The 13,983-nt window shown below is 47.0% G+C and carries 7 protein-coding genes; 4 read left to right on the forward strand and 3 right to left on the reverse strand.

Annotation, left to right across the window (positions count from 1 at the left end; all coding sequences use genetic code 11):
- Nucleotides 1–11 precede the first annotated feature (11 nt).
- The 4 genes from A8O23_RS04425 (at nucleotide 12) to A8O23_RS04440 (ending at nucleotide 9,505) form a co-directional block, all read left to right on the forward strand.
- Nucleotides 12–818 carry a hypothetical protein gene (locus tag A8O23_RS04425; protein ID WP_066617266.1) on the forward strand — a complete coding sequence of 269 codons (807 nt, stop codon included), beginning with the start codon at nucleotides 12–14 and terminating at the stop codon, nucleotides 816–818.
- 400 nt (nucleotides 819–1,218) lie between these two features.
- A complete protein-coding gene (locus tag A8O23_RS04430; RefSeq protein ID WP_074988321.1) occupies nucleotides 1,219–3,768 on the forward strand; it encodes a TonB-dependent receptor domain-containing protein in 2,550 nt (849 codons plus the stop codon).
- 442 nt (nucleotides 3,769–4,210) lie between these two features.
- Nucleotides 4,211–6,751 (forward strand): TonB-dependent receptor domain-containing protein, encoded by a 2,541-nt coding sequence (locus A8O23_RS04435; protein WP_066617269.1) that lies wholly within the window; start codon nucleotides 4,211–4,213, stop codon nucleotides 6,749–6,751.
- A gap of 291 nt (nucleotides 6,752–7,042) precedes the next feature.
- The gene (locus A8O23_RS04440; protein WP_082882912.1) at nucleotides 7,043–9,505 is read left to right on the forward strand and encodes a TonB-dependent receptor domain-containing protein; all 2,463 of its coding nucleotides are present in this window, start codon (nucleotides 7,043–7,045) and stop codon (nucleotides 9,503–9,505) included.
- 113 nt (nucleotides 9,506–9,618) lie between these two features.
- Here the strand turns inward: A8O23_RS04440 and A8O23_RS04445 are convergent, their stop codons facing one another.
- The 3 genes from A8O23_RS04445 to rnc all read right to left on the reverse strand — a co-directional run bounded on the left by A8O23_RS04445 (nucleotide 9,619) and on the right by rnc (nucleotide 13,981).
- Entirely contained in the window at nucleotides 9,619–10,206 is a 588-nt protein-coding gene (locus A8O23_RS04445; protein ID WP_066617272.1) for an HD domain-containing protein, read from the reverse strand.
- Between the two features lie 299 nt (nucleotides 10,207–10,505).
- A complete protein-coding gene (nadE, locus tag A8O23_RS04450) occupies nucleotides 10,506–12,365 on the reverse strand; it encodes an NAD(+) synthase (protein WP_066617278.1) in 1,860 nt (619 codons plus the stop codon).
- A gap of 863 nt (nucleotides 12,366–13,228) precedes the next feature.
- On the reverse strand, nucleotides 13,229–13,981 hold the full coding sequence (rnc, locus tag A8O23_RS04455; RefSeq protein ID WP_066617281.1) for a ribonuclease III: 753 nt from the start codon (nucleotides 13,979–13,981) through the stop codon (nucleotides 13,229–13,231).
- Nucleotides 13,982–13,983: the final 2 nt, after the last annotated feature.

Raw genomic sequence — 13,983 nt, forward strand, 5'->3', positions numbered from 1 at the left:
GACAGACATTTATGAAATACAGTACAAAAATTTCGCTCTTTCTACTTTGCTTTTTCGCAGCAAACCTCGGCTATGCACAAGCAGACATAGAAATTCCTCCAAAAGTGGCTGAGGTGCTGGAGTTCCTGCAAAACAAAGAAGCTACTAAAGCCAAAGGGGAGGTGCAGAAAATCAGGCCTGTTTCATGGCAGGTATTTGATATTGATAAAGACGGGAAAGAGGAAGTTTTTCTACAATTCGTGCCCCTCTACGCCCAAAGCCCCACCATCAGCATATTTCAACGAACAAAAGATGGCACTATCACCAAGTTGTTAGAAGGCTTAGCACCAGGTAAAATTGTTGGATTAACTGGAAACGATAATTTTTTAGATACGCATACGTCAGGCACCGCGAAAGACATTCCCTTAAGTTCTGAAACATCTGCCAGACATAAGGCACTAGCTGATTCGGCTCACAGATTTGGGTTACATGTGGTGCTTTTCAAGAACTACGCCCACACTGATACCAGAAGAACCTTGAACTCTTTAGTAGACCTAACGCATTTAGATACTGACCGCACCGAATGCGGCGATTTCAAGTTTCCGCAGCCAGACCAGATTGCAGCCGGAAAAATGGCGGGGCAGAAATACAATTTTTTTGTAGCCAAAGTTGACGACCAACTGTACTGCTACGAGATTAGAAGATTCTCCAAAAGAGGATTTATTGAAAAGACAGTTACCGTGGTACCCTTGCCAGAAGAGTTTCTGCAGTTAGAAATTGTGAAAGATCAAATCAAGTACCGCACCAAGGACGACAAAGTAAAACCTTTTAAAATTTAGCTTTCCTTTTAGCACCACCATTGAAAACACAGCGGCACCTCAAAATAAATTGAGGTGCCGCTGTGTTTTCAGGCTGTTTTTGAAAAAACACGCCAAAACAGCTCTTTTAGTTTTTATTAGCTCAATAATTTCTAGCGTATGCTCATATTCTGCCATGGCACAGATAGAGGTACTCGCCTGGCCTTTTCACCTCCCAAATTCTCTCAACCTCCGCAAGTTTGTTAATGTTTTGTTAAAGTATTTCTTTTTATAAGCCAAACTGTAATATTCGTTTGCGCCCTCCTACTAATGCTCCAACTGAAGCGATTCGGGGAACTCTGAATGGATACCTGCTGGCAGCTCTCTCCATACCCTTGCGTCAAAACCAACTTCGGATAAGCTGAAACCTCAACTACTCATCATGAAAAAGATTTTGCTCTTAACTCTGTTAAGCTGCGCCACCACCGCCTCTACATGGGCTCAAAATAATCAGCCCAATACTCCCCGTCCGCAGGCTTCAGCCCCTGCCCCCTCTGCTGCCTCTGCCGCTCCTCAGCTAGCTCCACAAGGAACTGGTAAAATTGCCGGGGTGGTGTTAGATTCCGCCACCTCCAAGCCAGTGGAGTTTGCCACCATTGCTTTAGTGAACACCACCACCGGAAAAACAGTAGATGGCACCATCACCGATGACAGAGGCCGTTTCTCACTCAACAGAATACCAAACGGTACTTACAAGCTGAATATCAGTTTTGTAGGCTATGAAACCAAGGAAGTAAAAAACCTGAGCCTTTCCGCTGGCAACAATGAACTGAACCTGCGCATTGATCTTGCTCCTGCCCAAACCCGCCTGCAGGAAGTAACCGTTGTTGGCGAAAAACCACTGATTGAAGACAAAGTAGACCGCCTGGTGTACAATGCCGAAAAAGACATTACCAACACCGGTGGTACCGCCGCCGACGTGATGCAGAAAGTACCTTCAGTATCTCTGGACCAGGATGGCAACATTCAAATGCGGGGCAGCGGAAACGTGCGGGTGCTTATCAACGGTAAACCTTCTACCATGATGGCGGGTAGCGTAGCCGATGCTTTAAAGCAAATACCGGCCGACGTGATTAAAAGTGTGGAAGTGATTACCAGCCCCTCAGCCAAATATGATGCCGAAGGCACCGCTGGTATTATCAACATCATTACCAAAAAGAATGGATTGCAAGGTGTAACCGGCGGCGTAACCTTAACTGGCGGCACCCGTGCCAGCAGCGGCAATGCCAACGTGAGCGCGCGCAAAGGCAAGATAGGCGTAAACGTAATGGCAGGCACGCACCTCTTTTATAACCGCGGCGAAATTAACTTGAACCAAGTGAACTACGCGGGCTCTTTAAATGAAGTAAGAAGCACCAGCACCCAAACCGGCACGAACAAGGCCAACGGTCAGTTCGGTTTCGGGCAGCTTGGGGTGGAATATGACATCAACGACAACAACAGTCTGGCTGCCGGTATTCGAATGAACTCTGGCCAGTTTAAAATGCGGGCTAACCAGCAAAGTGTGTCTACTGGTACCTTTGCAGATGAGTCTCTTCTGGGCATGAAGAACGAAAATGAGCGCCTAAGCATGGACGTGAACTTTGACTACACACTTCGGTTCAAAAAGCCCCAGCAAGAGCTTACTTTTCTGTCTTTGTACAGCCAAACCGATCAGGATAACACGGTAAACAACGGTTTCTTTTCTAAGAACGGTGCGCCGCGGTCGTTGCAGCGAAACACCAACGACGGGCTAAACCAAGAACTCACCTTTCAGCTGGACTATGCGCACCCTATGCCTAAAAACACGCTGCTGGAAATTGGAGCCAAAGGTATTCTGCGTGATGTTTCTTCAGATGCCCGCTACCATACCCAGAATTTCCAGGAAAACAGAAACTATGACTCGCTCAACATTTTCAGCTATAGGCAAGATGTAATTGCCTCTTACCTGAGCTACGGCTTTAACCTCGGCAAAAAGACCCAGTTAAAATTTGGGGCACGTTATGAGTACACGGAAGTGGCCGGAGATTTCCTGAAAGACGAACAGAACTTCACCGCTGACTATGACAATTTCATCCCGAATATTACGTTGGCGTATGACCTGAAGCAAAACCATAAGCTGCGGGCAAGCTTTACCCAGCGTATTCAGCGGCCGCAGCTGTTTTTCCTGAACCCCTACCGCCAGCAACAGGGCCGCAACGTAATTGTGTATGGTAACCCAGAGCTAGACGCCGAACTCACTGATGCCTATGAATTGAACTACAGCACCTTTTTCAAAACTACATCGCTCAACGTTTCTGCCTACATGCGGGTAACAGATAACGCCATTGAGTCGGTATCATCTTCAGAGAGAGGTATTGACCCAGGCACGAATGAAGAAATAGATATTACCTCTATCACCTTCGCCAACATTGCAAAAAACAAAACCTACGGCATGTCTTTCTCAGGTTCTACTAAACCTATTCCGGCCTGGAACATTAACGGAAACGTAAACCTGTACTACGTAGACCTGCAGTCGCCTACGCTAGCCAACTCTGGGTTCATGTACAACATCAATGTAAGTTCAGGGTATACTTTTGGCAAAGGAATCAGCGCTCAGTTTTCAGGTGGCTTCAATGCCCCAAGAGTGTCTCTGCAAGGTAAGTTCTCGTCTTTCTCTTACCACAACCTGGCTATTCGGAAGGAGCTGTTTGACAAGAAAGGTGCGCTTAGCCTGGGCATGGACAATCCGTTCAGAGAAGCACTTACCTTTGATAATAGCCAATATGGCAGACGCCCTGGCAACTTGTTTGACTTATCTACTGAAGTTACCCAGTACAACCGCGGGTTCAGGCTCACTTTTGAATACCGCTTCGGCAAACTGGAGCAGAACCGTCCGCCACGCCGCAAGAAATCTATCAGAAACGACGACGCCAAACAGGGCGACGGCGGTGGAGCTGGCGGTGTACAATAAAAGAGAATACTAGAGAGAGCGGCAACTTTATGTTGCCGCTCTCTCTGTTTTAGGCCAGTTTTTGGTAAAGAAGGGCAAAAACAGGAATTGATAATTTCTTATATACAATATGACTATATATAATCCGTTTCATATTCTAGTTAGCTACATGCGCTGGGGCATGAACGTATTGGGCAACGCAATAAATGATATGCTTGTTTTTAGCCTCATTTTCTAAAAACAGACCTAAAACAGAAAGTTTACAGCCTTAATTCGGCAGAGAAAACTTTCATTTAAGCTTCTTTCATAATTTTTTAAAATCTATAAATCAGCAGGTTATACAATACTTCTACTAATAATAAATTAATCAGTAATTCAACGTGGATATAGGCGACTTATCACCTATATAGTCTATTTCATTATTTTCTGTCTTTTATCAAAAAAACGCCCTCACAACTTCTTCATGTTTAAAGCCTTACTCGCCGTACCGGTGCTGCTATTAGCTTCGGTGGTCAATCTTATGGCTCAGGCACCTGCGCCAGTATCAACTATCATCGCTACCCCGGCTACGGCTTCTGGCTCAAGTGTTACTTCCCAAAAAGGTACCGGAAAAATAGCGGGTGTAGTCACCGACTCCGCCACTTCTAAACCAGTAGAATTCGCCACCATCTCTTTGGTAAACACTGCCACCGGTAAACCAGTAGACGGCACCATTACCGACAATAGAGGTCGTTTCACTTTAAATAAAGTTGACTACGGCACCTTCTTTCTTAACGTATCTTTTATTGGCTACGAACCGCAAGCCACCAAAAAATTTACACTCTCTGAGAAGAACGATGACGTAGAGATGGGCAACATTGTGCTGAAGCCTATCCAGAACAAGCTGGCCGAGGTAACCGTGGTGGGTGAAAAACCTTTGGTAGAAGACAAAGTAGACCGCATGGTGTATAACGCCGACCAAGACATTACCAATATTGGCGGCAATGCAGCCGATGTACTCAAGAAAGTGCCGTCGCTGACCGTTGATTTAGATGGAAACGTGCAACTAAGGGGATCAGCGAATGTGCGGGTGCTCATAAACAACAAACCTTCTAGCATTGTGGCCAATAGCGTGGCTGATGCATTGCGCCAAATTCCTTCAGACATGATTAAAACGGTGGAAGTGATCACCAGTCCGTCGGCCAAATACGACGCCGAAGGCACAGCGGGTATCATCAACATCATCACCAAAAAGAACACCATGTACGGCGTGAACGGCAACGTAAGCGCCTCAGCAGGTAACAGAAACGCCAACGGAAACGCCAATGTGAACGTGCGCCGAGGTAAAGTAGGCATGAACGCCAGTTTTGGCACGCACCAGCAGTATAACAACAAAAACGAAAACGAGCTGCACCGCATTACTCGCACAGCTCCTGACGCTGAGATACTGAGCATGCTAGACCAAAAAGGTGAGTTTGATCGCAGGGGTGGTGGAATGTATGGGCAATTAGGATTTGACGCTGACTTAGACTCCAGCAATACCATTAACGCGGGCGTGAACGTGTACCAAGGTCAATGGCATAACAAAGGACTGCAGCATTCATCTTTGAGAGATGCCAATGGGCCAAGAATCATTGAGAATGATATCAGGAGTTTAAGCGAACATGCTTCCGTAGACCTGAACATGGGCTATACCCACATTTTCAAGCCTCAGCAGGAACTGGCGGTACTGGCCCAGTGGACTCGCGGCGGCATGAACAGTACCTCTGACCAAGACATTTTTCTGAATGAAAATTACACGCTGGACACTCTTTTACGCAACTCCAACGATGGCTATAACCGTGAAATGACCTTTCAGGTTGATTACATGCACCCTTTCCAGAACAAAACGCAGTTGGAAATAGGTACTAAAGCCATACTTCGCTACGCTGAAAGTGACGCCATGTACCGCCGCTACCGCCTATCTACCAATGAAGAAGATCTGGAGCCCAACGAGTTCAGCTATGACCAAGACGTGTATGCCGCCTACGCTTCTTATGGCTTTAAACTGCTGAAAAATTACAATGTGAAATCAGGAGCTCGGTACGAGTACACGCACATTAACGGAAACTACATACAGCCATACCAGACACCTTTCACAGATGACTACGCCAATTTCATTCCTAACATTTTGGTGTCCCGCACTTTTAAGACGCAAACGTTCAGAGTTGGCTACACGCAACGTATTCAGCGACCGCAGATTTGGTACCTGAACCCTTACGTGAATATTATTGACGCCAAAAATGTGTCATACGGTAACCCGGAGCTGGAGCCGGAGCTGTCACACTCTTATGAATTGGGCTACAGCAATTACTTTAAAACCAGTTCGGTCAACGTGTCTTTGTACTGGCGACAAACCAATAACTCCATTGAGCCTTTCAGAGGAATTGTCACTGAGGAGGAAGCAGCCCGTGCCGATGCTGCGCCTTGGCAAACTACTGGCGTTTCTTACACCACTTACCTTAACATTGGCAAAAACGCCACCTATGGTATAAGCATATCTGGTAACACTAAACCTGTTCCTAAATGGAGCATTGGTGGTTCGTTTAATGCCAACTACATCACTCTTAGTAGCTCCACGTTACAGAGAAACTCAGCCATGCAGTACAGCATAAACGGAAACACCGGCTATGACTTCGGCAAAGACCTGGCACTGCAGTTCTTTGGGTCATACAGTTCTCCCCGGCCTTCTATACAAGGTAAGTTCTCAGGATGGTATTACTCCAGCATCAGTGTACGGAAGCAGTTCTGGGACAAAAAAGCAAGTCTAAGCCTAGGCGTGGACAACCCGTTCAGCAAAACCATTAAGTTTACTTCAGAACTGGAATCAGCAACGTTCTTGCAGAACAGCCTAAACCAGAACTATAACCGAAACATCAGAATCAGTTTCTCTTACCGCTTCGGTAAGATGGAGATGAACCAGCAGCCTCGCCGCAAACGATCTATCCGGAATGATGACGCCAAAGGAGGCGGAGAAGGAAACTAATTTTTTCTCTCTTTAAAAACAGAACGCCCAACCTCATTTCTGAGGTTGGGCGTTCTGTTTTTGCGTTGTTTTTCTGAAATCAGGGCTAAAACAAAAAAAATTTACAAGGCAGGCAACCCTTTTGCTACCGCTCACATCTATTGAGTACCTGCGCAGGTAATCAAGTCTTTAATAAATCCAAACAACAGGCGCTTACATTCAGCGGCCCCCACACTTTTTGTGGGGTAGGGAATCTTTTGCGCCTTAGAAATCCATAGCTAACCATTAACCACTGATTGTATCAGCAACACCATGCGTTTATTATTACTTTCTTTGTTTTTGTTTTTCTGCGCAGCCCCCTTCACTAATCACCTGCAGGCGCAAACTACTTCAGCTAGTGCGGCGGTTGGCAAAGTCACTGGTCAGGTGGTAGATTCAGCCTCAGCCAAACCCGTTGAGTTCGCCACTGTCTCTTTGGTGAGTGTGGCCACAAACACTCCTGTAAACGGCACCATAACCGATGAAAACGGAAAGTTCAGCTTCACCAGCGTAGCCTACGGCAGCTACCGTGTTAGCATTAGCTATTTGGGGTTTGATGCCAAGACTCTGCCGCCGTTCACCATTTCAACAGAGAAATCTACTGTAGAATTAGATGGTATAACCTTAAGAGCCAGCGCTACAAAACTGCAGGAAGTAACAGTTGTAGGCCAGAAGGCACTGATTGAAGACAAAGGAGATAAGCTGGTGTACAATGCTGAGCAAGATATCAGCAACCAGGGCACCACCGCTTCTGATGTGTTGCGCAAAGTTCCGTCTGTAACCGTAGACGGCGAGGGCAACGTGCAGCTACGCGGCAGTTCTAATTTCAGGGTATTAATGGACGGGAAGCCTTCCAGCATTCTGGCTAATAATTTGGCCGACGCCCTGAAACAGATCCCTTCAGACATTATCAAAAGCATAGAAGTAATTACAAGCCCTTCTGCTAAATATGACGCCGAAGGTACCGCTGGTATCATCAACATCATCACCAAAAAGAATTCTATGCAAGGCATGAACGGGCGCACCAGCTTGTCTTTGGGCAACCGCTACCGCAACTTGAACGCCAGCCTGAACATGAAGAAGGGCAAGTTTGGGTTGAGCACCAGCTTGAGCGGCTATGACAACAACAACCGCAGACTGGTTTTGGCAAAACGTACCGATGAAAGCCAAAATGTACTAAGCCAAGATTCCCGCCACCTTTCATTGAACCATGGGTACTACGCCAAAGTAGAACTTACCTTTGACCCAGATACGCTTAACGCTTTTAACTTGGGTATTTCTACGCGCCAAAACTTTTTCTTAGGAACTGGCCACCAAACAACCATTAATAAAAATTCTCAGCAGCTGCCTCTGGCATACTCAGATCTTGAGAATGACTGGAATGGCTCTGGCTATGATGTCAATTTTGGCTACACCCGTACTTTCAAACCAAAACAAGAACTTACCTTCTTGGCTCAGCTAAACCACAATGAGTCTGATGATGTGTATGACAACCTGCTTTTCTCCCCAGAGACACCATTGCTGCAGCGGCAGGTGAACGACAACTCAGCCCCTAGCCAGGAGAAAACTTTTCAGCTGGACTATACCCAAACGTTCAAAAAAGGCGGTAAAATGGAGGTAGGCGCTAAAACCATTCTTAGAGATGCCAGCAGTAGAACTACCTACACCTACTCTTTCCCGGCAGAGGCAGATTCAACGGCCATCAATAACTTTGATTATGACCAAGACGTCATAGCGGCCTATGCCACCTATGCCTTCCAATTGAAGAAGTATAACTTTCATTTGGGCACCCGTTATGAACACACAGCTATCAAAGGTGTCTTCCATAATTCGCAATGGAACGATGCCGCCCAAGAAACCCAGTTGGTGATCAGTTCTTTTAAAGATGCCTACCAAAATTTGATTCCCAGCTTCAGTGTATCCCGTACCATTGACACCATTCATACGGTTAAAGCAAGTTATACGCAGCGCATCCAGCGGCCACAGATTTACTCGCTCAACCCCTTCCTGCAGCTAGAAGACTTTAACATGGGCTACCGGGGCAATCCTACCTTAGATGCTGAATTGACGCATGCCTATGAGATTGGCTACAACACCTACTTTAAGACTACTTCCATCAACGCCTCAGTATTCCTGCGCCAGACGGATAACGCCATACAGCAGGTAGTGGCGCCGGAGAAATTGGTAGTGAATAACCAGTTACAGGAGGTAATGCTCATTACCCATGACAACATCGGCAAGAACAGGTCTTACGGCTTCAGTCTGTCTGGCTCTACCAAACCAATGCCTGCCTTTACTATTAGCCCCAGCATTAACATGAACTTTGTATCAATGGAAGGGTTCGGCCAGCAAGTTGAAGCGCTGCAGTACAACCTAAATCTGAGCACCAGCTATGAGTTTGACAAAGGAATTACCGCCCAAGTGTACGCTGGATACAACTCAAAAAGCAGAATATTACATGCTGTAATTGCTGAAAACTACTATACCAACTTTACCGTTCGCAAGAAAGTGTTGAAAGACAAGGGTTCTGTTAGCTTTGGGGTGAGCAACCCATTCAATAACACCTTTAACTTCAGGTATACAGTGCACTCCCCTACGTACCAGCAGCAGGTCAGTAACATCAATTATAACCGCGCCTTCCGTATTGGCTTTGACTGGAACTTCGGAAAGATGCAGAGCAGCCAACGCCAGAAAAAAACCATTAAAAATGATGATGCTTTAAGCGGCGGCAAATAAGCTGCGCTTACGGCTTAAGAATAGCCCCCTGTTTCTGACTTGTTTTCAAGAAAACAAGTCAGAAACAGGGGGCTATTCAATTATTGTTCTTCTGTTGCTCTGGCTCTTCGCTCCTATTCCAGCCTGTATACGGCCTTCTGTACTTCATAACAAGCCAGCATATACAGCTGGAATGGCTCTGCATTCTTAAGCACTTCCAGCAGGGCTACAATTTCAGGAATATATACTTTGGCGAAACTAATGTCATATTCAGCAATGTCGCGGGTGTTGTCAATGATGTCGCAGAGCTTGATAGTTTGGGCGCGAGGTGAGGTCTGGGAAATGCGCTGCCGTTCCATTTCCTTGCGGCGCTTGCGGTTGTGCCCCGGCTTCTGCTGCTTGGTAAACTGGTCTGTGAGGTCTACTACCATCTCCAGCACCTCTTCGGGTTTTACAATGGAACCCTGACAAATTTCCTCCAGAAAAGCTTTCATTTCCGCCTCAGTGACGGACGTGTCTTCCAGCACATCATGCAGCAATGCCGCCATCACCATACCTGTGGTGCCGCCGTAGACCATGACCAGCTGCGCCACCCGCTCCAGATGCTTTACATAGGGCTCGTTGTGATATTTCCTCCGCTGCTCACCATGCGCCTGCACGGCAAAAGCCCAGGCCTTTTGCTCTAGGTCATGAAATGCTGTTGGGCAGGTAAGTTCTTCCATAGTAGCATTTTCTGAAAATACGGTACCAGCGTGTCTTTCTGTTTTAGCCTTGTTTTACGGAAATCAGGCTAGAAATTCAAAGCAGCTTACTTTAAAGCTTTCCGTCAGCAAGAGTGGAATTCCCCCTCCCAAGAGGGGAACTGTGTTGCACAACAGAGGGAAAGCTTAAAAAAAACAGGTAGCATGTCAGAAGTTCTCAAGTTCTGGTGAAATGAAGGCAAAACCTTAAGTACACTGTTTCCGACCTGTTTTCAGAAAAACAGACTGAAAAGGCACCTGTAAGCACTCGAACTAACACATTACCCCAGCTTCTCCACTTCTTCCCTGAAACCGCCGCTAAGTATCGGGAAACGCAGCCAACTGCGTGGGTCTACGTTGTAATCATCTAGGTGAAAGGCGGGGGCGTAGCGTTCACGCTTCCATTGGTTGCGGCTCCAGAGGGCATAAAATCGCTTGACAGACTGCAGGAGTTGTGCATCTGGACAAGTGCCTTTGAGTTGCTCAAAAACTTGCTGCGGTGAGAGGCGGTCGTAGAAAGCCAGGCGTTCTATCTGGTTCAGGAGCGGGTACGGCATCAGGTCTTCCTCGTCGGTTTGGGTTTGCTCCAGTGGCCTTAGTTCAGCGCTAGGCTGCAGGTTATTCACGTATTGTAAACCTTCATACCCTAGCTCCATCTGTGCCCACACAAGCCACTGCCGAATGAATGCTTTGTCTACACCAGCAATAGGTGAGATACTACCGGCTGTGTCACCGTCCATGGTAGCATAGCCCACCGAGGCCTCAGAACGGTTAGAAGTAGCCAATAACAGAGAGTTGGTCAGGTTAGCGAGCATCCAGATGCCGGGGGCGCGTACACGAGCCTGAATGTTCTGCAGCGTCACGTCATCACTCTCCCATGTCAACGGCCTGGCAATTACATGTTCTATCTTGCCACGGTAACCGGCTACCTCCTCATCAATGGTCCAGTTATAAAATACAGCGCCAATGGACTTTGCCAGCTCCGCCGCCGATTGATAGGTGTTGTCTGAGGAATTGATCGTGCCTTGGTAGGCGGTAATGAGCAGCTTGCTCACCAATGCGTTTCGGAGCTCTTTTCCGGAAAGGAGGCTAAATTGGGCCAATTCCTCTGGGGTGAGGCAGTTGGTTTTACGCACAAACTCCTCCAGCCCAATCTCTTCTACCGCTCTTGTCACCATTTCGGCCACTATCACGGCGCATAAAGAAGAATCTGCTCCGCCACTCAAAGACAAAACAAAGCCCCTGCTGCGGCTCTTGCGCAGATAATCAAACATAGCTAAGGTAACGGCCGCAATAAATTCGCGGTTCTCGTCAACAGGCGGTAGTACGGGCACTTCTACCAGCGGCAAGGGGTTCAGGATGTTTACTTCCGCACATTCGCAGTCCACGCTCTTGAAAGAAAGCAGTTCATTGCGGTGAACAAGGTTACCGTTCTGCGCAATGATGATTTCACCATCGTAAATCATCTTTCCAGCTTCGTTGCCCAGCTGGTTTACATACAAATAGGTACAGCCAAACTCCCTTGAGGCTTCCATCACTAGTTTATACCGAACATCGGTCTTGCTCATAGCAAAGTGGCTGGCACTGGGGTTAATGATCAATTGCACGCCTTTGGCCATGTGGCGGTAGCCCGGACGATCATTGTTCCGCCAAGCATCCTCGCAAATTTCAAAGGCGAAGCGTACGCCTTGGTATTCATACACAATGTCGCCAATAGCATAGGTCTGCCCCATCATCTCAAACTGCTGCACCGTATCTGGTACCCAAGAGCTAAACCAGCGAGGCTCGTAATGCACCCCATCATTGGCTAGAAATTGCTTCGCGGTGAAACCAAGAATTTCTCCGTTTCTTATAACACAGGCGGTATTGTATGTGATACTGTTCAGCCGAACAGGAAGGCCCACGCACACCACAATATCATGGCACCATTCTTTTATCTCCAGTAACTTCTTAAAGCAGGTAACAGACAGCCAATCACTCAGAAACATATCTTCGCAACCATAGCCGCAGATGCTCATTTCGGGCAGACACAAAATGTCTGCCTTGGCGGCACGGGCTTGTTCAATGGCAGTTTTTATATTGCTGAGGTTGTTCTCCCAGTCGAGCGGAGTTTGATTAATGGCGGCGCCGGCAAGTATCATAGTCTGTGCAGTTAAAGCAATTTTAACGGAAGAACTGGGCTTAGAGTTAAACTAAGAAACAGAGTCCTCCACCACAAATCTACGTGCTGGTTGCAGAGAAGCAAATGTATATTGGGTTAGAATTGTCTCTCTGCCTGCTCTAGAAGGCACTTTAGCACGCCACAGACACTCGTAGTTCTTAGAAACACTGCGAGGTCAATTGGGCAATGTCACCAGCCCAACTTGATAGGAAAGTCGCAAGTTCTCAGTCAAAAAGTAGTAACTAAAGACCATATCCTCCTTAGCCTTTCCTGCGGGAGCGGGCAACGCAGTGCCAAGGGCACGCAGGCGCTTAGCGGGAGCACGAGGCACAGGTTCAAGTCAGCAGTATCCACCGTAACAATGGAACTTCGCACGCTTGCCAGATGGTAAATTAATTGAAGCCCCTCCTGTCTGAGCGGCAGTGAGTCAGGGGCTTCTTGATTCTTTTGGTTACTTTTCTCATCAAGGAGAAAAGTGACAAACCTCAGCAGGGAGCGAGGCAGCTAGAGGTTTGGTTGAAGCAGTTGTGGGAGAAACAGCATTGAAGTTGTTGGTGAGAACACACAACAACGGCGGAGGGTAAAGCGGAAGTAGTAGGCAAAATCTCTAGCAGGAGTAATAGTCTTCGTTAGATCCTTCGGCTAGCGCTCAGGATGACCGCAAAAGAGTAGTAGGATCAGGAATGCGTGGATCAGCTGGTGTAAACATACCCTCTTTGCCACTTCTGAAGAAGGGAGTTAATTAGAGTAAGCAGCAAGAATGAGCCTACAGAGAAAGAAGTAGAAGAAATTAATGTACAACCACAAACGCTATGCAACCGAACGCTGTACTGTAGAGGAAAATCAGGTAATATTGATACCAGCGGCTTTCAACGCCTCCATGCTTTTCTCAGCAGCAGCTTGCTCAGCCTTCTTCTTAGATAAGCCACTGCCTGAGCCCAGAACCTCGTCATCTACCACAACAGCGGCGGTAAACTCAGTGGTACTGCCTGACTGTTTCTGGCCTATAATCTCAAAGCGGATGCTGCGGTTTTGCCCTTGGGCCCACTCAATCAGTTTGCTCTTGAAATTACTGGTAGTAGTGGTGAGCTGGTGTAAATCAAAATGAGGCTTGATCAGCTTTTTCAGGATAAAGTTTTTGGTGTCTTTGTAGCCTTTGTCCAAATAAACAGCACCTACTAAAGCCTCCAAGGCATTGCCGTTGATAAATTTATGCCGGGTAACACCAGAGATATTGTCTACTTTGATAAGAGCGTTCAACCCTACCTTAACCGCCAGATTGTTCAAAGACTCCCTATTAACCATGCGGCTTCTGATTTCAGTCAGAAAGCCTTCGTCTTTGTAGGGATACTTTTTAAACAGATATTCGGCTACAACGGTGCCCAACACAGCATCACCCAAGAACTCAAGGCGTTCATTAGTTTCTTGGTTACCTTGCAGGTTTTGGCGCACAAACGAAGTGTGCGTAAAAGCCAGTTGGTACAGGTGCAGGTTATCCGGAGCCATGCCCGTTATTTGGGCTACGGCTCTGACAAATGCTTTGTCCTTAAAGAAGAATCTTTTAAAAACGCGGAGAACCGGCCGAATCGGAGTCAAGG

The sequence above is a fragment of the Rufibacter roseus genome (assembly GCF_001647285.1).
Classification (GTDB): Bacteria; Bacteroidota; Bacteroidia; order Cytophagales; family Hymenobacteraceae; genus Nibribacter; species Nibribacter roseus.

What these genes read in the sequence shown, in the direction of transcription:
- A8O23_RS04425 (WP_066617266.1), top strand. Translation starts at nt 12, where the DNA reads ATGAAATACAGTACAAAAATTTCGCTCTTTCTACTTTGCTTTTTCGCA.
- A8O23_RS04430 (WP_074988321.1), top strand. Translation starts at nt 1,219, where the DNA reads ATGAAAAAGATTTTGCTCTTAACTCTGTTAAGCTGCGCCACCACCGCC.
- A8O23_RS04435 (WP_066617269.1), top strand. Translation starts at nt 4,211, where the DNA reads ATGTTTAAAGCCTTACTCGCCGTACCGGTGCTGCTATTAGCTTCGGTG.
- A8O23_RS04440 (WP_082882912.1), top strand. Translation starts at nt 7,043, where the DNA reads ATGCGTTTATTATTACTTTCTTTGTTTTTGTTTTTCTGCGCAGCCCCC.
- A8O23_RS04445 (WP_066617272.1), bottom strand. Translation starts at nt 10,206, where the DNA reads ATGGAAGAACTTACCTGCCCAACAGCATTTCATGACCTAGAGCAAAAG.
- nadE (WP_066617278.1), bottom strand. Translation starts at nt 12,365, where the DNA reads ATGATACTTGCCGGCGCCGCCATTAATCAAACTCCGCTCGACTGGGAG.